Raw genomic sequence first — 17,959 nt, forward strand, 5'->3', positions numbered from 1 at the left:
TGAGGACAGCTGAGATGCTCGATCGTCCGTCCTCGGCCACCGGTTACACCGTGGCCGATCTCCTAGCGATGGACGACATCGAGGGTGTGCGATTCGAACTGCACGAAGGGATGCTGCTGGTGGTCCCCCCACCACTCAGCGAACACCAGGAGGCCGAGAGCGACCTCCAATTCTATTTGCGATCGCAGCGAAGACGCGTCTACGCAAACGTCGGCGTCATGGTCGATGACGTCAACTATCGAATTCCGGATCTCGTCGTGCTGAAGAAGGGCGAGGTCCTGGTTCCGAAGGTCTACCAGCAGCCGCCCAGCATCATCGACATTGCCATCGAGATCGTGTCCCCGACGTCGCGGACCCAAGATCGGATGATCAAGCCGCTGGTCTATGCGCGAGTGGGAATTCCGCAGTACTGGCTGGTCGAAGAGTTGAGCGGCGAGCGGATCGTCATCATGCACGAACTGCAGGGTGGCAAGTATGTCCGAACCGGCGAGACGTCGGTAAAGGAGATGGTCGGCGAGGACTAGGAGGCGGCCTCGTCCGCGGTGCGGTGCTCGATGCGCAGGTCCGGGGCGCTCTCGCGGTAGTCCTCGCGGTCGTCGGAGTCCTGGAGTACCGCTTCGGCCTGGGCCTCGGGGTCGTCGCTGCCCGCGGCCAGTTCCTCCGGCAGCAGCTCGGCCCGGTCGCGGATGCGTTCGTCGTCGATCATGCCTGGGTGGTTACCCGGACAGGGCCGTGTTGATGCGCGTTAGGCTTCTGGCCATGAAGGTTCGCGCTCCGCTCGCCCCCGGCACGCAGACTCCGTGGCGGCAGGTTCCCGCCGGCATAGCGCGGCCCGAGTACGTCGGCAAGCAGGCGCCCGCCAAGCACCGCGGGTCCGACGTGCAGCCGCCCGAGATCATCGAGCGGATGCGGGTCGCGTCCAAGCTGGCCGCGCAGGCCACCGTGCTCGCCGGGCAGCACGCGCAGCCGGGGGTCACCACCGACGAGGTCGACCGGGTCGTGCACGAGTTCCTGTGCGACCACGGCGCCTACCCGTCGACGCTGGGGTACAAGAACTTCCCGAAGTCGTGCTGCACCTCGCTCAACGAGGTCATCTGCCACGGTATCCCCGACTCGACGGTGATCGAGGACGGCGACATCCTCAACGTCGACGTGACCGCGTTCATCGGCGGCGTGCACGGCGACACCAACCAGACCTTCTGCGTCGGCAACGTCGACGAGGAGGCGCGGCTGCTGGTCGAGCGCACCCGCGAGGCGATGATGCGCGGCATCCGCGCGGTGGCGCCCGGGCGCCCGATCAACGCCATCGGGCGGGTCATCGAGGCGTACGCCAAGCGCTTCCACTACGGCGTCGTGCGCGACTTCACCGGGCACGGCATCAACGAGGTCTTCCACACCGGGCTCTACGTGCCGCACTACGACAACCCGCGGCTCACCACCGTGATGGAGCCGGGCATGACGTTCACCATCGAACCCATGATCACGCTGGGGACGCACGAGTACGACATCTGGAAGGACGGCTGGACGGTCGTCACCAAGGACCGCCGGTGGACGGCCCAGTTCGAGCACACGATCGTGGTGACCGAGGACGGGTACGAGATCCTGACCCTGCCGTGAGCGGTCCGGAGCGGAGCGGAGGGGCCGCTCACCATTGGCGCAGGGCCGACTCGCGCCGACGCCGGAGCGAAGCGGAGGCGGCGGCGTGAGCCATCCGGCGGCCGAGGACGAGCACCATCACGCCGACGTCTCCGGTGGGTGGCTGCGCGCGGCGGTGTTCGGGGCCATGGACGGGCTCGTCACCAACATCGCGCTGATCGCCGGCGTCGGTGGGGGCGGGGCCGCGGCCCGTCAGATCGTGCTCACCGGCGCGGCCGGGCTCGTGGCCGGGGCGATCTCCATGGCGCTCGGGGAGTTCACCAGCGTGCGGGCGCAGAACGAGCAGGTCGCCGCCGAGGTGCTCAAGGAGCGGCGGGAGCTGGATCGGTACCCCGAGGCCGAGGCCGCCGAGCTGGCGCGGATCTGGCAGGCGCGTGGGGTACCGCCGGAACTGGCTCGTGAAGTGGCCACGATCCTCGGGCGGAACCCCGAGGCGGCCGTGCGCGTGCATGCGCAGGAGGAGCTGGGTGTCGATCCGAACGACGTGCCCTCGCCCTGGACGGCGGCCGGCTCGTCGTTCGTGTGCTTCGCGGCCGGGGCCCTCGTCCCGCTCCTGCCGTACCTGTCCGGGGCGGCGTCGCTGCCGCTCGCGCTCGGGGCCGGCGGGGTGGGGCTGTTCGTCGCGGGTGCGCTGATCGCCCGCTTCACCCGGCGGTCGTGGTGGCGTTCGGGAGCCCGGCAGCTGCTGCTCGGCGCGGCGGCGGCCGGGGCTACGTATCTCGTCGGTCACATCATCGGTATCGCGGCCTGAGCCGTCCCGGGGCGGATGCATCCCCGAGACGGCAGGCTCACGAGACGGCGTACTCGTTAACGACGCGGCTGCATCGTCGGACCGGCCCACGCGGTGCGGCGCATGTCTGGCCCTCCTCTCGTCTAGACGCTCGTGGCGTGATGCAACGATCGTCGCGGAGCGGACAGCCCGATGGAGTGATGCGGCCTTGCTGTGGCACAAGTTCGGGAGTATCGGGAGCGCGGGGCGGTTCAGGCGGTTTTGCCCGGGAACGCGGCCACCAGCGGGGTCATGCTGCCCGCCTTGCGGAACGCGACCGCGCGCGTCGTGTAGTCGATCAGCGCGTCCAGGACGATCTTGCGCACGTCGCCGTCGGTGGCCGGCAGGGCCAGGCGCCACTGCGCCGCGGTGCGGTCCTCCAGCTGGACGGCGAGCTTCAGCGCGGCCGCGCGGTCGGTGATCGCGAACGGCAGCTGGTAGGAGGCCGCGGTCGGTGGTGGGGTCACGCCGTCGCTGGTCAGGCGCACCAGCAGCGCGTCGCGGCGGGTGCGGTGGGCGTTGTCGGCGGCCCGGGCCAGTGCGACCGTCGCGGCGTCGAGCCTGGGGCCCAGCACGCCGTAGCCGTAGATGGCCGCGTGCTCGGCCTGCAGGGCGGCGACGAGGCGCTCGTCGGCCGGCGTCATGCGAACACCCCCGGTGCGGCTTCGAGCGTCACGCCAGCACCTCCCCGTGGCCCGCCCGGCAGGCGGCGATCGAGCCCAGCAGGGCCGCGCGGTAGGAGGGCGCCGCCAGGCACGCCGCCTCCGCGTCCCGCCGGCCGTCCTTCTCCAGCTTCGCCAGGTCCGCGAGCACCGCCGCCTGGTCGCCCGGCACCGGCGCGGTCGAGCCCGGCGCGGCCGCGGAGCCGCTGACCGCCGGGAACGGCCCCTGCTCCGGCAGGCCGATCTCCCGGGCGAGCGCGACCACGTGCTGCGCGTGGTCGTCCTTGAGCGGCCCGAGCCGGTCCTGCAGGGCCGGGAAGGCGGTCAGCACCTCGCCGTAGCGGTCACGCAGCGCCACCGCGCCGGCCAGCAGCGGCATGAGTGCGTCGCCGGACGGGTCGAACGGCGGGTCCTTCGGATCGCTGTCCAGGTCGCAGCCCGTCAGCGACGCGGTCGTGGCCGCCGCGGCGGCGGCGAGCAGGGCGCGTCGGCGGAGATGCACGCGCAATAGTGAACACCATCGGCGCCCCTCACGCTGTACCCGCCCTGAGGCCCCCGCCCCAAGGTTCTACGCAGCGCAACCGGGCGGGCGCGCTCGGTGCCGCGACGGGTCAAGGGGTTTGGGCGGTCCGGTGCTGGTGAGTGCCGCTGCCGGGTGGCGTTCGGAGCGCCGCCGGGACGTCCCGAGTCACGTCGCGTTACGCTCTGCACGAGCCGCCCGCGCGCTTCGGCGCAGGCGGCGTGAAGGCGTGCGCCCGTGCGGGTGCCATTCGGAGGGGTGTCGATCTATGGCGCAGCAGCATCGACAGCGCCTCCTGGCGGTGGTCGAACCGGTCGTCGCGGCGGGCGGTTTCGACCTCGAGGACCTCACCGTCACCCGGGTCGGGCGGCGGCACCTGCTGCGCATCGCGGTCGACAGTGACAAGGGCGTCGACCTCGACGCGGTCGCCGAGCTCTCCCGCGCCATCTCCACCGCGCTGGACAAGGCGGAGGCCGAGGGCGACGAGCTGATCGCGGGGGAGTACGAGCTGGAGGTCGGGTCGCCGGGCGTGGAGCGGCCGCTGACCCTGCCGCGGCACTGGCGGCGCAACCGGGGCCGGCTGGTGCAGGTGAAGATCGCCGGGCGCGAGGTGACCGGCCGCGTGCTGGCCGCCGGCGACGGTGGAGTGACGCTCGACGTGGACGGGGCGAAGACGGAGCATCCGTACGCCGAGCTCGGCCCCGGGCGGGTCGAGGTGGAGCTCAAGCGGCTCGCCGACCTGCCCGACCCCGAGGACGAAGAGACCGACGAAGACGACGACGAAGACGACGAGGAAGGGGAGGACGGGGCATGAACATCGACCTTGCGGCTCTCCGCGCTCTGGAGCGCGAGCGCGAGATCCCGTTCGAGACCATTCTCGCGGCGATCGAGACCGCACTGCTGACCGCGTACCGGCACACCGAAGGGGCCAACTCGCACGCCCGGGTCGAGATCGACCGGCGCACGGGCGCGGCCTCCGTGCTCGCCCAGGACGTCGACGAGGACGGGACGATCGTGCGCGAGTACGACGACACCCCGCACGACTTCGGGCGCATCGCGGCGATGACCGCCAAGCAGGTGATCCTGCAGCGGCTGCGCGAGGCCACCGACGAGGCGCACTTCGGCGAGTACGTCGGGCGCGACGGCGACCTGGTCACCGGCGTGATCCAGGCGCACGAGGCGCGGGCCGAGAAGGGCATCGTCACGATCGACCTCGGCAAGATCGAGGGGATGCTTCCGGCCGCCGAGCAGGTGCCCGGGGAGCGTTACGAGCACGGGCAGCGGATCAAGGCGATCGTGGTCCACGTGGTCAAGGGCTTCCGTGGCCCCCAGGTCACCCTGTCGCGGTCGCACCCGAATCTCGTGAAGCGCCTGTTCGCGCTGGAAGTGCCGGAAATCGCCGACGGTACGGTCGAAATCGCCGCCATCGCCCGTGAGGCCGGCCACCGCACGAAGATCGCGGTGCGCTCGACGGTCACGGGGGTGAACGCGAAGGGGGCCTGCATCGGCCCGATGGGCCAGCGGGTCCGCGCGGTCATGAGCGAGCTGCACGGTGAGAAGATCGACATCATCGACTGGTCCGACGACCCTGCGCAGTTCGTCGGAAATGCGCTTTCTCCCGCAAAAGCCCTCAACGTGGAAGTCGTCGACGCGGGCAACCGGGCGGCCCGGGTGACCGTCCCGGACTTCCAGCTTTCCCTGGCCATCGGCAGAGAGGGCCAGAACGCGCGGCTCGCCGCACGGCTCACCGGATGGCGGATCGATATCAGACCGGACAACGCTCCGGACGGCAACGTCGATCACGTCACCGGACCGGGCGCGGCACGCGCCGAAAGTGCAGGGTAGACTTCTTGGTGGTACGTCGCACGCCCCCGGCTGGCATGCCTGCGATTCCGGCTGCATCTGATCAAGTAAGACCTGATCGAGCGGAACCGGTTCGCACATGTATCGGATGCCGGAAGCGTGCGTCATCCACCGAGTTGCTGCGATTTGTCGCGATCGAGAGTGGCCCTGACCAGTTCAGGGCTGTCCCCGATCCGGCTCGCAGACGGCCGGGCCGGGGCGCGCACCTGCATCCCGATCCGGCTTGCCTCGCGCTAGCGGAGCGTCGGCGCGCCTTCGGGCGGGCCCTGCGCATCGCCGGTGTCCTCGACACCGGTCCGCTGGTCGAAGCCGTCGCCTCGGCGGCGGTGACGGAGCCGGAGCATACGCAGTAATCGGAACCGCCGATGGTGGGAGCGCGACGCCCCACCCGGACACGCTAGGTAGGACGACGGACATGAGCACACGATGAAGTCCCTGAGATGACCAGGCTTCAAGTGCACGAGTGAGGTCGGAGCGGAACTTGCCGCCCGGCCTCGAGGTGAGGAGTGTAGTGGCAGGCAAGGCCCGCGTACACGAGCTGGCGAAAGAGCTCGGGGTCGAAAGCAAGACCGTACTTGCGAAGCTGCAGGAGCTTGGCGAGTACGTGAAGTCCGCATCCAGCACGGTCGAGGCGCCTGTGGCGCGCCGGCTGCGTGCGAGCTTCGAAAACGGTGGAGGGTCAGCTCCGGCGCCCTCGGCACCTCCTGCGCCGTCCGCGTCGGCTCAATCGTCGACGCCAGTTCCGGCGGCTCCCCGTCCCTCGCCGTCTCCGGCGGCGAAACCCTTTGCGCCCCCGAAGCGGCCCCAGCAGCCGCCCGCGGGTGGCGGATCCGGTGGCTCTGGAGGCGGTGGCGGCCGCGGCCCCGTGCCCGGCCCGCCGCGTCCGGCCCCGCCGGCCGTCAAGCCGACGAGTGCGCACGACATCGAGGTCCAGGCGGCCGAGCAGCGTGCAACCGCGCTGAAGGCCGAGCAGGAAGCGGCGATGAAGGCCGCCCAGCAGGCGCGTCAGCGGGAGAACACGCGGCGCGAGAACCCGGCGCCGCCCAGCGGTGGTGCCGGCGCTCCGTCGCCCGGTCCGCGCCCCAGCCCCGCCTCCGGTCCGTCCGGCGGCGGCGCGCCGAGCTCGGGCGGTCCGCGTCCGGGCCAGAGCCCGCGTCCGGGTCAGGGCAACCGCCCGCCGGCCCGTTCCCCGGGCAACAACCCGTTCGGTGTGTCCGGTGGCGCCTCGCCGCGCCCGCCGACACCCGGCAACATTCCCCGGCCCAACCCGTCGTCCATGCCTCCGCGGCCGAACCCGGCCTCGATGGGCGGCCCGCGGCCCAACCCGTCGCAGATGCCGAGCCAGCGGCCCGGTCGCCCGAGCGGCCCCGGCGGTGACCGTCCCGGTCGTCCCGGTGGCGGCGGTGGCGGTGGCGGCGGCTTCCGTGGCGGACCCGGCGGTGGCGCCGGTCGCCCCGGCGGTCCCGGCGGTGGCGGTGGTGGCGGTGGCTTCCGCGGCGGTCCCGGTGGGGGCGCCGGCGCCGGCGGTGGCGGCTTCCGTGGCGGTCCCGGCGGTGGCGCTCCCGGCGGTGGCGGCGGCTACCGCGGTGGTCCCGGCGGTGGCGGCGGCGCGCCCGCGGGTGCCGGCGGTGCCGGTCGCCCCGGTGGTGGCGCCGGCGGTCGCGGCCGTGGCGGTGGCGCGGCGGGTGCCTTCGGGCGTCCCGGCGGCCGGCCGACGCGTGGCCGCAAGTCGAAGAAGCAGCGCAGACAAGAGTTCGACAACCTCTCCGCGCCCACCATGGGCTCGGGCGCCCCTCGGGGTCAGGGTCAGGCGATCCGTCTCCCGCAGGGTGCGTCGCTGTCGGACTTCGCCGACCGGATCAACGCGAACCCGGGCTCGCTCGTGCAGGAGATGTTCAACCTGGGCGAGATGGTGACGGCGACCCAGTCGTGCACCAACGAGACGCTGCAGCTGCTCGGCGAGCACCTCGGCTTCGACGTGCAGATCGTCAGCCCCGAGGACGAGGACCGCGAGCTGCTGGCCCGCTTCGACATCGACCTCGACGCCGAGGTCGACGAGGAGCGCCTGGTCATCCGGCCGCCGGTCGTGACCGTCATGGGTCACGTCGACCACGGCAAGACGAAGCTGCTCGACGCGATCCGCCAGACGAACGTCGCGGCGGGCGAGGCCGGTGGCATCACCCAGCACATCGGGGCCTACCAGGTTCACGTCGAGCACGGTGAAGAGGATCGCGCGATCACCTTCATCGACACCCCGGGTCACGAGGCGTTCACCGCCATGCGTGCCCGCGGCGCCCAGGCCACGGACATCGTGGTCCTGGTGGTCGCGGCCGACGACGGCGTGATGCCCCAGACGATCGAGGCGCTCAACCACGCCCAGGCGGCCGAGGTGCCGATCGTGGTCGCGGTGAACAAGATCGACAAGCCCGAGGCCAACCCGGCCAAGGTGCGGCAGGAGCTCACGCAGTACGGGCTGGTCGCCGAGGAGTACGGCGGCGAGACGATGTTCGTCGACATCTCGGCGAAGAGCCGGATCAACATCGACGGGCTCCTCGAGGCCGTCCTGCTGACCGCCGACGCCGCGCTCGACCTGCGCGCGCCGATCGACGGCCAGGCCCAGGGCATCGCGATCGAGTCGCACCTCGACCGCGGCCGTGGCCCGGTCGCCACCGTCCTGGTGGAGAAGGGCACGCTCAACGTCGGTGACTCGATCGTCGCCGGCCGCGCCTACGGACGCGTCCGGGCGATGCTCGACGAGAACGGCAAGCCCGTGCCGCACGCGGGTCCGGCCCGTCCGGTCCTCGTGCTCGGCCTGACCTCGGTGCCCGGCGCCGGCGACACGTTCCTCGCCGCCGACGACGACCGCACCGCGCGCCAGATCGCCGAGCAGCGGCAGGCTCGCCGCCGCGCGGCCGAGATGGCCGCACGCACCGGCCGGGTCACCCTCGAGACGCTGTTCGACCAGCTCAAGCAGGGCGAGAAGACCACGCTCAACCTCATCCTCAAGGGTGACGGCTCGGGCTCGGTCGAGGCGCTCGAGGACGCGCTGGTCAAGATCGTCGTCTCGGACGAGGTCCAGCTGCGGATCATCCACCGCGGTGTCGGTGCGGTCACGCAGGACGACGTCAACCTGGCCAGCGCCTCGGACGCGATCATCCTCGGGTTCAACGTGCGGGCCGAGGGCCGCACGCGCGACCTGGCCGACCGCGAGGGCGTGGAGATCCGGTACTACACCGTCATCTACCAGGCGATCGAGGACATCGAGTCCTCCCTCAAGGGCCTGCTCAAGCCGGTCTACGAGGAGGTCGAGCTCGGCACGGCGGAGATCCGCGAGGTCTTCCGCTCGTCGCGCTTCGGCAACATCGCGGGTTGCATCGTCCGTACCGGCCTGATCCGGCGCAACACCAAGGCGCGCCTGGTCCGGGACGGGGCGGTGGTGAACGACAACCTGTCGATCGCCGGCCTGCGCCGCTTCAAGGACGACGCGACCGAGGTCCGCGAGGGCTTCGAGTGCGGTATCACGCTCGGGACGTACAACGACATCCAGATCGGCGACGTCATCGAGACGTGGGAGCTTCGCGAGAAGCCCCGCACCTGATCAACGCAGTGACAGAGGGGGCCGCGGTTCGCCGCGGCCCCCTTTGGCATCTCCCGGACGAGGAGTAACCTCGGTCACATCATGGATCTGTCGTGGTGGTCGATCGAGGTCCGCGACGGGGAGCACCCGGCGCGGGAGTGGCGTGATGCCCACAGCGCGGCCCTGATCGAGGCCGCGGTTACGCACGGGGTCCGCGACTGGACCTGGCGCTCCGAGGACTTCGGGGTCGTCTTCGAGCTCGGCTTCGCCGACGCGTCCGACTGGGAGCGGTTCCGGCAGTTGCCGGCCGTCGTGGCGGCCCTGGACGCGGTCGCGCCCGACTCCCTGTACGTGTACCGCGGGCGCGGGGGCAGCGCCGGTGCCGTCCAGCCGCGGCGGCGGGGTCCGCTGCCGGGCTTGGGCGCGGCCGCGCTGCCGATCGAGCCGGAGCCGCCGATCCTGGCCCGGCCACCGCTGGAGCCGCCGTTCACCCGGCCGGGCGAGGACCCCCTGCTGGTCGCCTGAGCCGCCGCGCGCCCAGGGCCGAGGGAGGCGCCCGAGGGAGCTTGAACCGCCGCGCGACCCGGGCGAGGGAGGCGCCCGAGGGAGCTTGAACCGCCGCGCGACCCGGGCGAGGGAGCTTGAGCCGCCGCGCGACCCGGGCGAGGGAGCTTGAGCCGCCGCGCGACCCGGGCGAGGGAGCTTGAGCCGCCGCGCGACCCGGGCGAGGGAGCTTGAGCCGCCGCGCGGGCGGGGGGAGGGAGTCCGAGTCTCCTCTGACCGGGCGAGGGCCCGCTGGGCGTCGCTTGAGCCGCCGCCCCGGACCGTGGTTGCGGCGACGCGCCGTGGAGGCCCTGGTGCGGTCTTGGCGCCACGGGCGCCGGGATTTCTGGCGGGAGCTACGGCCCGCAGGTGACGCGGGCCCGAGCCAAAGGCTGTTAAATCCGGAAGCGCGAAAGCGCTTTCGCGGTTAGGATCTTGCGCCGTGTATACCGGAACCGCGGTCTTCGACCTGCTACTGCCCGGGGACTCGCGTTCGCTCAAGGCCAAGCGCTCGTACGTGCGGCCGCTGATCGCGTTTCTGCGCAAGTTCGAGGTCTCCGTCGCCGAGGTCGGGGCGCTCGATCTCACCGGGCGGGCCGAGATCGGCATCGCCGTCGTGGCCGCCGAGGCGGGCCACGTGCGGGAGGTGCTCGACACGTGCGAGCGGGCCGTCGCCGGGCGGCCCGAGTTCGAGCTGCTCTCCGTGCGCCGTCGGTTGCACGGTGACGACGACGAGTAATCCTGGCTTTGGGACGCGGCTCCACGGGCGGGGCGCGGGTACTGTCAAGGCGTTGGTCAGATCTTCAGGTCCGGCGGGCCGGCCCGAGGCCGGCGGCGGGCCGTTTGGCTGCGGAGGTGTTCGAGATGACGGATCCGGCGAAGGTGCGGCGGCACGCGGAGCGCGTGCGCGAACTGGTCGCGTCGGTGGTGCGGACGCAGATCAAGGACCCGCGGCTGGGCATGATCACGATCACCGACGCGCGGATCACCGCGGACCTGCGCGAGGCGACCGTGTTCTACACCGTGCTCGGCGACGCGGCCGCCCAGGCGGGCACCGCGGCCGCCCTGGAGAGCGCGAAGGGCCTGCTGCGCTCCACCGTCGGCAAGGCGCTGGGGCTGCGGCACTCGCCGAGCCTGGCGTTCGTGCACGACGACGTGTCCGAGCAGGTCAAGCACATCGACGAGCTGCTCGCCAGCGCGCACGACGCCGACGCCGAGGTCCAGCGCCTCGCGGCCGGCGCGCATTACGCGGGCGACCCGCAGCCGTACAAGCTCGAGGACGACGACGCCGACGACCTGGAAGCCGACGACGAGGTCGTCGTGGGCCAGGACCGGCGGTGAGCGAGGCGGCCGCCGGGGGAGACCCCGAGGCCGCCGTACACCCCTCCGAGACCGAGTGGGCGGCGGCCGTCGCGGCGTTGCGCGGGCTGCCGCCCGGCGCCCGGGTGCTGCTCGCCTGCCACGTGAACCCCGACGGCGACGCGCTGGGCAGCATGCTCGGTGCCGGTCTCGGGCTGCGCGGGCTCGGGCTCGGGCGCGTCACGGCGACCTTCCCGGGGCCGATGCGGCTGCCGGCGCCGTTCGACGCGCTGCCCGGCACCGACCTGCTCGTCGCCGAGGAGGACGCCGACCCCGCGCCCGACGCCATGCTCGTCTTCGACGTGGCAAGCATCGAGCGGCTCGGCGGCCTGGCCGACCGGCTGCGGGCCGCGCCCGTCGGCATCGTGCTCGACCACCACGCCTCCAACCCGGGCTTCGGGCGGATCAACCTCGTGGACCCGGCGGCGGCGGCCACGTCCGTGCTCTCCGACGGGCTGTTGCGCCGTCTGGGTGTACCGCTGGACGCCGCCATCGCCGAGTGCCTCTACGTGGCCCTGGCCACCGACACCGGCTCCTTCAGGTTCGCCTCCACCACCCCGGCCGTGCACGAGCTCGCGGCGCGCCTCATCGCGACCGGCATCCCGGTCGGGGAGATCTCGCGGCGCCTGTTCGACACGCGGCCGGTCGGCGCGCTGCGGGTCTTCGGCACCGCGCTGGCCCGCACGGTGCTCGAGGCCGACGGGGCGGGCGGGCTGGGGTTCGTGTGGACGTACCTCACCCCCGACGACCTCGCCGCCCAGGACCAGGCGCCGTCGGCCATCGAGGCGCTCATCGACACCGTGCGCACGGCCGCCGAGGCGGACGTCGCGTGCGTCGTCAAGCCGGTCCGGCCGGGGGAGTGGTCGGTCTCGCTGCGCAGCAAGGGCGCCGTCGACGTCAGCGCGGTCGCCGTGGCCCTGGGCGGCGGCGGGCACCGCTTCGCCGCCGGGTTCAGCGCGTCCGGCACGGTCGAGGACGTCGTCGACGCGATCCGCGGGCTGCTGCCCGCCCCGGCCGGGATCAGGGTGAACTCCGGGAGAATCTCCGGGACATAACTGCTGGCCCGCGGGCATCGATTCCGGTGACAATCGAGGGATGGACCGACCCGAGCTTGTCGCGGAGGTCGACCGGGCCTGGGCCCGGCCGGTAGTGCTGACGCCCGTCTTTGCGCTGATCTCGCTGGTCGGCGGGGCCTCGCCGTCGTTCGGGCTGCGGGCCAACCTGCTCGTCCTGGCCACCGGCGGGGTGCTGTTCTGGCTGGGCATGTCGGCGGCGGTGCCGCGCCGGGCCTCGCCGGCCCGGCTGTCGCGCGGCGCGGCCTGGTGGCTGGTGCCGCTGCTGCTCTTCGGCGTCGTGGAGGGCGCGACGTTCCTCAACGGCTCGCACTCGTACCCGACCCTGTCCCGCCTCGCCGACCCGGTGCTCGAGCACTACTGGGCCCGCACGGCCGCCTACTTCGGCTGGCTGTGGGCGTTCTGGGCGATGGTGCGCCGGTGAGCGCCGGGCAGCTGCTCGTCACGGTGCTGTTCACCGCGGCCCTCGGGCTCTTCGCGGCGGTCGAGATCGCCTCCCGGCGCGAGAACTCCCGGGTGCCGAGCCTCGGCGACGTGTGCGGGATCGTCATGCGGTACCGCGTGGGCCCGCTCCCCGTCGGCCGCGTTGCCATGTTCGGCTTCTGGTGGTGGCTCGGCTGGCACTTCCTGGCCCGCTGAGCTGCGAAATCGATCTGTCACACCCGCGACACACCGTTCCAGATCGCGGGATGTCGTCGCACATGCTGGAACTGAACGATAGCTTAGTCGCATGCGCACAGTACGAATTCTTCGCCGCCCGCCCCGGGCGCACCGCTCCTAGACAGCGGCTCCGGCGGCGGGTGACACGGCCCGAACCATCCGCCGGAAGCGAGGAATGACGTGCGCAGCAACCTGTGTCAACAGGCCGACATCACCCACGTCGGTCTCCTTGGCGTGTGCCGCACGTGTTTCCCGGTGACCCCGGCGCGACCGAGCAAGCACCGACCATCAGCACCTGGCAACAGAGGAGACCAGCGTCATGCCTGACCAGCAGAAGCCCCAGCCGAAGCCGCAGGAGCCCCCGGCCGACACCCGCGAGCGCGCCCGCGCCGCTTTGCAGATGTCGATGGACCGGCGCGGCTGAACAACACACGCTCTTCCCATGGGAGACCGGGACGCCCCGCACGACGTCACGGTCTCCCATCGGAAGAGGTTGTGTCACCTCGGTAACTGCCGAGAGGCTTTCCTACCCTTACGATGACCGGGTGACGGTCGATCAGGCTCCGACGATGCGGCGGGTGGCCGCGCTGGCCCTCCCCGCGCTCGTGGTACTCGCCGCCGAACCCCTCTACGTCCTCGTCGACACCGCCGTTGTCGGCCACCTCGGGCGCACGCAGCTCGCCGGGCTGGCCATCGGCGGCTCCGTCATGTCGTTCGCCGTCTGGCTGGGCACCGTGCTCGCCTACGGCACCACCGGCCGCGCCGCCCGCCGCTTCGGGGCCGGGCAGCGCACGGAGGCCGTCGAGGAGGGCGTCCAGGCGTCCTGGCTCGCCCTCGCCGGCGGCGTCACCATCCTGCTCGTCCTCGAGGCCGCCGCCGGGCCGCTCACCCGGGCCCTGGCCGGCGGGGCCGGCGACGTCGCGTCCAACGCCGAGGGCTGGCTGCGCATCGCCGCGCTCGGCGCGCCCGGGCTCATGCTCGGCACCGCGGGCAACGGCTGGATGCGCGGCGTGCAGGACACCCGCCGCCCCCTGTACTACGTGCTGGCCGCCAACGCGCTGTCCGCGGCGCTGTGCCCGCTGCTGGTGTACCCGGCCGGCCTGGGCCTCACCGGCTCCGCCGTCGCCAACGTCACCGCCCAGACCGTCGTCGGGCTGCTGTTCGTGCGGGCCCTCGCCGGCGAGCGCGTGCCGCTGCGCCCGCACCTGGCCGTCATCGGCCGCCAGCTCGCGCTCGGGCGCGACCTGCTGCTGCGCGGCGCCGCGTTCCAGGCCTGCTTCCTGTCCGCGTCCGCGGTCGCGGCCCGCTTCGGCGACGCCGCGCTCGCCGCCCACCAGATCGCCATCCAGCTCTTCTTCTTCACCGCGCTCGCGCTCGACGCCCTGGCCATCGCGGCCCAGTCGCTCGTCGGCGCCGCGCTCGGGGGCGAGCGCGTGGCCGAGGCGCGCCACCTCGCCCGCCGCATCACCCTCGCCGGCCTGGTCGCCGGGGCGGCGTTCGCCGTGCTCGTCGCGGCCGCGCTGCTCGCCGTCCGGCCGTGGTTCGGGGCCGACCCGGAGGTGTACGCGCAGGCCCGCCACGCCTGGTGGTTCTTCGTGGCCATGATGCCCGCCGCGGGCGTCGTGTTCGCCCTCGACGGGGTCTTCCTCGGCGCCGGGGACGTCGGCTACCTGCGCAACCTCACGCTCGTCAGCGCGCTGGGCGGGTTCCTGCCGGGGATCTGGCTGGCGTACCTGTCCGGCGCCGGCCTGCGCGGCGTGTGGGCGGCGCTGACGCTCTTCATCGCGCTGCGCCTCGCCGGGCTGCTGTGGCGGCTCGCGGGGGACCGCTGGGCGGTGGCCGGCGCCGTACGATGACGCCGGTGCTGACCGATGCGCAGACGGCGGCCCTCGACCACGTCCGCCGCCTGCGGGCGGGTTCCACGCCGCTCGCCGTCGAGGCGCCCATCACGATCAACTTCCATCCGGACCGCAGCGTCCCCGGCGGCACCGTCATCGACGGCCTCCTCGCCGACGGGCGCTTCCGCAGCCAGTTCGAGACCGGCATCTCCAACGGCGGCCTGACCGCGTTCCCGGGCGGCGACCGCGACCGCTGGGAGGAGCGCATGTTCGGCGGCGCCTACCAGCGCCCGGGCGTCCGCGCGCGGGACCGCCCGAAGTACGGGGCGCTCAACCTCCTGCACCACGAGGACGGCGCCGCGCCCCGCTTCGGCTCCGCCCACCTGCGCCTGCGCCCGCACGTGCTGGCCTGGGCGACGTTCACGTTCGGCGACAGCGCCCGGCACCCGACCTCCGCGGGCACCGCTGACGCGTTCGACGCCGTGCTCGACGCGCTGCACGCCCACCACGGCGCGGACGCGCTGAGCCGCCCGCGCCGGCCCGGCCCCGGGCGCGCGCTGGACGACTACGTCGAGGCGCAGATCCACGGCCCGGTGCGCCTGGCCGACGACGTCGAGGCGCTGGTGCTGGACAGCAGTTTCAAGGGCTCCGGCTGCGGTACCGCGGCCGCCGCCGACGCGCTCACCGAGCGCTACGGCCTGCGGGTCGAGTGGCGCTCCGGCTTCCGGCTCGCGCCGTCGGACATCCCCGACGACTTCCGCGGCCCCGAGGTGCCGGTACTCGCGCACGGGTTGTGCGCGCACTACGGCGTGGCGGAGGTCGACCCGGCGCTCATCGGCGCGGCCGCGCGCGACCCGCTGCGGTGGGGCTCGCCGCCGGAGGTGCTCCAGCTGCTGAAGTACTTGTGGCACTGCCTGGTCGAGTTCGGCTGAACGCTAGGGTGTCGGCCATGGCTCAGAAGGCGGCGACCCCGGGCGGCCTTGTCGTCGTCGACAAGCCCGGCGGCATGACCTCCCACGACGTGGTGTCGCGCATGCGCCGCATCGCGCGGACGCGGCGGGTCGGGCACGGCGGCACCCTCGACCCCATGGCCACCGGCGTGCTGATCGTGGGCGTGGAGAAGGCGACGCGCCTGCTGACGTACGTGATCGGGAGCACGAAGGAGTACACGGCGACGATCCGCCTCGGCGAGTCCACGGTCACCGACGACGCCGAGGGCGACGTGGTCGCCCGCGCGGACGCCTCGGCCGTCACCGGGGACGCGCTCGCGGCCGCCCTGGCCCCGCTGCGCGGCGACATCCTCCAGGTCCCCAGCGCCGTGTCGGCCATCAAGGTCAACGGCGTCCGCTCGTACCACCGCGTCCGCTCCGGCGAGGAGGTCGAGCTCGCCGCCCGCCCCGTGACCGTCTCGCGCCTCGACGTCCTGGCCGTGCGCCGCGCGGGCGCGCACGTGGACCTCGACGTGGACGTGGCCTGCTCGTCGGGCACGTACATCCGCGCCCTCGCCCGCGACCTGGGCGCAACCCTCGGCGTCGGCGGCCACCTCACGGCGCTGCGGCGCACCGCGGTGGGCGGCTTCACCCTGGCCGAGGCCGCGACGCTGGACGAGCTGGCCGAGCGCCCGGACCCGGTGACGCTGCCCCTCCCGGCGGCGGCGGACCGCTGCTTCCCCCGCCGCGACGCCTCCGAGGACGAGGCGAAGGTCCTCTCCCACGGCGGCCCGCTGGCCCCGATCGGCATCGCGGAGCCGTACGCGGTGTTCGCGCCCGATGGCACCGTGCTCGCGATCGTCCGGGAGCGTGACGGCAAGGCCCGCCCGGAGATCGTCCTCGTGCCGTAGGGGGCGCCGGGCGCCGCGGTCGCGGTGCCGCGCGGCCGGGTGCGCATCAGCGCCCGGGAGATCCGCACCGCCGCGGCCAAGTAGGCTCAGGGGCATGCAGCGGTGGCGGGGAACGCAGGCGGCGCCCGGCGGCTGGGGCCGCGCGGTCGCGACGATCGGGGTCTTCGACGGCGTCCACCGCGGCCACCAGCAGATCATCGGCCACGCCGTGAAGCGGGCCGGCGAGCTCGGGGTCCAGTCGGTCGTGCTCACGTTCGACCCGCACCCGTCCGAGGTGGTGCGGCCCGGGTCGCACCCGGCGGTGCTGACCGAGCCCGCGCGCAAGGCGGAGCTGATCGAGGCGCTCGGCGTCGACGTGCTGTGCGTCATCCCGTTCACGGCGGAGTACTCGCGGCTGTCACCCGAGGAGTTCGTGCACGACGCGCTCGTCGAGCACCTGCATACCGCCCTGGTCGTGGTCGGGGAGAACTTCCGGTTCGGGCACAAGCAGGCCGGCGACGTCGACCTCCTCACGCGGCTCGGGCGGACGTTCGGGTTCGCGGTCGAGGGAGCGCCGCTCGTCGCGGACGAGGGGACGGTGTTCTCCTCGACGTACATCCGCAGCTGCGTCGACGCGGGGGACGTCGTGGCCGCGGCGCGCGCGCTCGGGCGGCCGCACCGGCTCGAGGGTGTCGTGGTGCGCGGCGACCAGCGGGGCCGTGAGCTGGGCTTTCCCACCGCAAACCTGCTCGTGCCGCCCCGGGCGGCGGTGCCCGCGGATGGCATCTACGCGGCCTGGCTCGTCCGGGACCGCGACGGCGCCCGGCTGCCCTCGGCGGTGTCGATCGGCACCAACCCCACCTTCTCCGGCAAGGAGCGGCGCGTCGAGGCGTTCGTGCTGGATTTCGAGGGCGACCTGTACGGCGAGCGCGTGCACCTGGACTTCGCCGACCGGCTGCGGGAGCAGCGCGTCTACCAGGGCGTCGAGCCGCTGATCGCGCAGATCGCGGAGGATGTCGAGCAGACCCGGGAAGTGCTGCGCAACGGTCCGATGCGGGCCTGATCCGCCCGATCTGTTAGCCTTGGGTTGACGCCGGGTGACCGGCGGGGGTCAGGCTGCCTGCACGACGCCGCGGGAGCCGGCCGATGAATCCACGGCAAAGGGAGAACATGGCGCTCGACTCTGCGCAGAAGACCGAGATCATGGGCAAGTACTCCACCGGAGAGGCCGACACCGGTTCGCCGGAGGTCCAGGTGGCGATGCTGACGAAGCGGATCGCGGATCTGACGGAACACCTCAAGCAGCACAAGCACGACCACCACAGCCGGCGCGGCCTGCTGCTGCTGGTCGGCCGTCGCCGCCGCCTGCTGAACTACCTGCAGCGCAGCGACATCGCCCGCTACCGCTCGCTGATCGAGCGGCTCGGCCTGCGGCGATAACGACACGCATTCACGGGGGAGTGGCCGAAACCACCCAGGCCGGTTGTGTGTCGCTTCGCGGCGACACAACTGGCCCGGGGCCCGGAATTCGGCGCTCCCCCGTCGAGTAGTGACACACTGAAATGGCAGCGCCCCGCCGAGCGGGTCGGCGCACCGGTCCTCGGTAGTGGCTTCCGGGTG

21 protein-coding genes are annotated in these 17,959 nt (G+C 72.9%); 18 read left to right on the forward strand and 3 right to left on the reverse strand.

All coding sequences use genetic code 11. The annotated features are described in order from the left end of the window. The first annotated feature begins 14 nt into the window (after positions 1–14). Positions 15–524: a Uma2 family endonuclease gene (locus tag ACPPVO_RS08425; protein ID WP_426510665.1), complete on the forward strand. Its 510-nt coding sequence runs from the start codon at positions 15–17 to the stop codon at positions 522–524. On the opposite strand, the gene ACPPVO_RS08430 is transcribed toward ACPPVO_RS08425, so the two are convergent. Next, positions 521–706: a hypothetical protein gene (locus ACPPVO_RS08430; protein ID WP_426510666.1), complete on the reverse strand. Its 186-nt coding sequence runs from the start codon at positions 704–706 to the stop codon at positions 521–523. The genes ACPPVO_RS08425 and ACPPVO_RS08430 overlap by 4 nt on opposite strands. A 53-nt stretch (positions 707–759) precedes the next feature. Here ACPPVO_RS08430 and map point away from each other — a divergent pair, with 53 nt between their 5' ends. Further along, positions 760–1,617 (forward strand): type I methionyl aminopeptidase, encoded by an 858-nt coding sequence (gene map / locus ACPPVO_RS08435; RefSeq protein ID WP_426510667.1) that lies wholly within the window; start codon positions 760–762, stop codon positions 1,615–1,617. A gap of 166 nt (positions 1,618–1,783) precedes the next feature. Beyond that, a complete protein-coding gene (locus tag ACPPVO_RS08440) occupies positions 1,784–2,407 on the forward strand; it encodes a VIT1/CCC1 transporter family protein (protein WP_426514576.1) in 624 nt (207 codons plus the stop codon). 230 nt (positions 2,408–2,637) lie between these two features. Here the strand turns inward: ACPPVO_RS08440 and ACPPVO_RS08445 are convergent, their stop codons facing one another. Together ACPPVO_RS08445 and ACPPVO_RS08450 are read right to left on the reverse strand one after the other, a co-directional pair. After that, entirely contained in the window at positions 2,638–3,069 is a 432-nt protein-coding gene (locus ACPPVO_RS08445; RefSeq protein WP_426510668.1) for a ferritin-like domain-containing protein, read from the reverse strand. A gap of 28 nt (positions 3,070–3,097) precedes the next feature. Further along, the gene (locus ACPPVO_RS08450; protein WP_426510669.1) at positions 3,098–3,589 is read right to left on the reverse strand and encodes a hypothetical protein; all 492 of its coding nucleotides are present in this window, start codon (positions 3,587–3,589) and stop codon (positions 3,098–3,100) included. A gap of 286 nt (positions 3,590–3,875) precedes the next feature. Here ACPPVO_RS08450 and rimP point away from each other — a divergent pair, with 286 nt between their 5' ends. The 15 genes from rimP (at position 3,876) to rpsO (ending at position 17,779) form a co-directional block, all read left to right on the forward strand. Continuing rightward, positions 3,876–4,421, forward strand: coding sequence for a ribosome maturation factor RimP (rimP, locus tag ACPPVO_RS08455; RefSeq protein ID WP_426510671.1), 546 nt, complete (start codon positions 3,876–3,878; stop codon positions 4,419–4,421). Beyond that, entirely contained in the window at positions 4,418–5,452 is a 1,035-nt protein-coding gene (gene nusA, locus ACPPVO_RS08460; protein WP_360369675.1) for a transcription termination factor NusA, read from the forward strand. Before rimP ends, nusA begins: the two co-directional genes overlap by 4 nt. A gap of 35 nt (positions 5,453–5,487) precedes the next feature. Continuing rightward, entirely contained in the window at positions 5,488–5,823 is a 336-nt protein-coding gene (locus ACPPVO_RS08465) for a YlxR family protein (RefSeq protein ID WP_360369678.1), read from the forward strand. Between the two features lie 158 nt (positions 5,824–5,981). Beyond that, positions 5,982–9,068: a translation initiation factor IF-2 gene (infB, locus tag ACPPVO_RS08470; RefSeq protein ID WP_426510672.1), complete on the forward strand. Its 3,087-nt coding sequence runs from the start codon at positions 5,982–5,984 to the stop codon at positions 9,066–9,068. 81 nt (positions 9,069–9,149) lie between these two features. Beyond that, positions 9,150–9,572: a hypothetical protein gene (locus ACPPVO_RS08475; protein WP_426510673.1), complete on the forward strand. Its 423-nt coding sequence runs from the start codon at positions 9,150–9,152 to the stop codon at positions 9,570–9,572. A 460-nt stretch (positions 9,573–10,032) separates the two neighbouring features. Continuing rightward, positions 10,033–10,329, forward strand: a complete 297-nt coding sequence (locus ACPPVO_RS08480; RefSeq protein WP_360369684.1) for a DUF503 domain-containing protein — start codon at positions 10,033–10,035, stop codon at positions 10,327–10,329. A gap of 125 nt (positions 10,330–10,454) precedes the next feature. Then, positions 10,455–10,931 carry a 30S ribosome-binding factor RbfA gene (gene rbfA / locus ACPPVO_RS08485; protein WP_426510674.1) on the forward strand — a complete coding sequence of 159 codons (477 nt, stop codon included), beginning with the start codon at positions 10,455–10,457 and terminating at the stop codon, positions 10,929–10,931. Continuing rightward, a complete protein-coding gene (locus ACPPVO_RS08490; RefSeq protein ID WP_426510675.1) occupies positions 10,928–12,004 on the forward strand; it encodes a DHH family phosphoesterase in 1,077 nt (358 codons plus the stop codon). The genes rbfA and ACPPVO_RS08490 overlap by 4 nt, the downstream gene beginning before the upstream one ends. A gap of 40 nt (positions 12,005–12,044) precedes the next feature. Beyond that, the gene (locus ACPPVO_RS08495) at positions 12,045–12,446 is read left to right on the forward strand and encodes a hypothetical protein (RefSeq protein WP_426510676.1); all 402 of its coding nucleotides are present in this window, start codon (positions 12,045–12,047) and stop codon (positions 12,444–12,446) included. Beyond that, positions 12,443–12,661 carry a DUF6186 family protein gene (locus tag ACPPVO_RS08500; protein WP_426510677.1) on the forward strand — a complete coding sequence of 73 codons (219 nt, stop codon included), beginning with the start codon at positions 12,443–12,445 and terminating at the stop codon, positions 12,659–12,661. The genes ACPPVO_RS08495 and ACPPVO_RS08500 overlap by 4 nt, the downstream gene beginning before the upstream one ends. 590 nt (positions 12,662–13,251) lie before the next feature. Beyond that, complete coding sequence (locus tag ACPPVO_RS08505) at positions 13,252–14,538, forward strand: MATE family efflux transporter (protein WP_426514577.1); 1,287 nt, start codon at positions 13,252–13,254, stop codon at positions 14,536–14,538. Continuing rightward, positions 14,535–15,452, forward strand: a complete 918-nt coding sequence (locus ACPPVO_RS08510; RefSeq protein ID WP_426510678.1) for a DUF3626 domain-containing protein — start codon at positions 14,535–14,537, stop codon at positions 15,450–15,452. Before ACPPVO_RS08505 ends, ACPPVO_RS08510 begins: the two co-directional genes overlap by 4 nt. Positions 15,453–15,469: 17 nt before the next feature. After that, positions 15,470–16,360, forward strand: a complete 891-nt coding sequence (gene truB, locus ACPPVO_RS08515) for a tRNA pseudouridine(55) synthase TruB (protein WP_426510679.1) — start codon at positions 15,470–15,472, stop codon at positions 16,358–16,360. Between the two features lie 94 nt (positions 16,361–16,454). Then, positions 16,455–17,402 carry a bifunctional riboflavin kinase/FAD synthetase gene (locus ACPPVO_RS08520; protein WP_426510680.1) on the forward strand — a complete coding sequence of 316 codons (948 nt, stop codon included), beginning with the start codon at positions 16,455–16,457 and terminating at the stop codon, positions 17,400–17,402. 107 nt (positions 17,403–17,509) lie between these two features. Next, entirely contained in the window at positions 17,510–17,779 is a 270-nt protein-coding gene (gene rpsO, locus ACPPVO_RS08525) for a 30S ribosomal protein S15 (RefSeq protein ID WP_426510681.1), read from the forward strand. The last annotated feature ends 180 nt before the right edge of the window (positions 17,780–17,959 follow it).

Source organism: Dactylosporangium sp. McL0621 (assembly GCF_049995355.1).
GTDB lineage: Bacteria > Actinomycetota > Actinomycetes > Mycobacteriales > Micromonosporaceae > Dactylosporangium.

What these genes read in the sequence shown, in the direction of transcription:
- ACPPVO_RS08425 (WP_426510665.1), top strand. Translation starts at nt 15, where the DNA reads ATGCTCGATCGTCCGTCCTCGGCCACCGGTTACACCGTGGCCGATCTC.
- ACPPVO_RS08430 (WP_426510666.1), bottom strand. Translation starts at nt 706, where the DNA reads ATGATCGACGACGAACGCATCCGCGACCGGGCCGAGCTGCTGCCGGAG.
- map (WP_426510667.1), top strand. Translation starts at nt 760, where the DNA reads ATGAAGGTTCGCGCTCCGCTCGCCCCCGGCACGCAGACTCCGTGGCGG.
- ACPPVO_RS08440 (WP_426514576.1), top strand. Translation starts at nt 1,784, where the DNA reads ATGGACGGGCTCGTCACCAACATCGCGCTGATCGCCGGCGTCGGTGGG.
- ACPPVO_RS08445 (WP_426510668.1), bottom strand. Translation starts at nt 3,069, where the DNA reads ATGACGCCGGCCGACGAGCGCCTCGTCGCCGCCCTGCAGGCCGAGCAC.
- rimP (WP_426510671.1), top strand. Translation starts at nt 3,876, where the DNA reads ATGGCGCAGCAGCATCGACAGCGCCTCCTGGCGGTGGTCGAACCGGTC.
- nusA (WP_360369675.1), top strand. Translation starts at nt 4,418, where the DNA reads ATGAACATCGACCTTGCGGCTCTCCGCGCTCTGGAGCGCGAGCGCGAG.
- ACPPVO_RS08465 (WP_360369678.1), top strand. Translation starts at nt 5,488, where the DNA reads ATGCCTGCGATTCCGGCTGCATCTGATCAAGTAAGACCTGATCGAGCG.
- ACPPVO_RS08475 (WP_426510673.1), top strand. Translation starts at nt 9,150, where the DNA reads ATGGATCTGTCGTGGTGGTCGATCGAGGTCCGCGACGGGGAGCACCCG.
- rbfA (WP_426510674.1), top strand. Translation starts at nt 10,455, where the DNA reads ATGACGGATCCGGCGAAGGTGCGGCGGCACGCGGAGCGCGTGCGCGAA.
- ACPPVO_RS08495 (WP_426510676.1), top strand. Translation starts at nt 12,045, where the DNA reads ATGGACCGACCCGAGCTTGTCGCGGAGGTCGACCGGGCCTGGGCCCGG.
- ACPPVO_RS08505 (WP_426514577.1), top strand. Translation starts at nt 13,252, where the DNA reads ATGCGGCGGGTGGCCGCGCTGGCCCTCCCCGCGCTCGTGGTACTCGCC.
- ACPPVO_RS08510 (WP_426510678.1), top strand. Translation starts at nt 14,535, where the DNA reads ATGACGCCGGTGCTGACCGATGCGCAGACGGCGGCCCTCGACCACGTC.
- truB (WP_426510679.1), top strand. Translation starts at nt 15,470, where the DNA reads ATGGCTCAGAAGGCGGCGACCCCGGGCGGCCTTGTCGTCGTCGACAAG.
- ACPPVO_RS08520 (WP_426510680.1), top strand. Translation starts at nt 16,455, where the DNA reads ATGCAGCGGTGGCGGGGAACGCAGGCGGCGCCCGGCGGCTGGGGCCGC.
- rpsO (WP_426510681.1), top strand. Translation starts at nt 17,510, where the DNA reads ATGGCGCTCGACTCTGCGCAGAAGACCGAGATCATGGGCAAGTACTCC.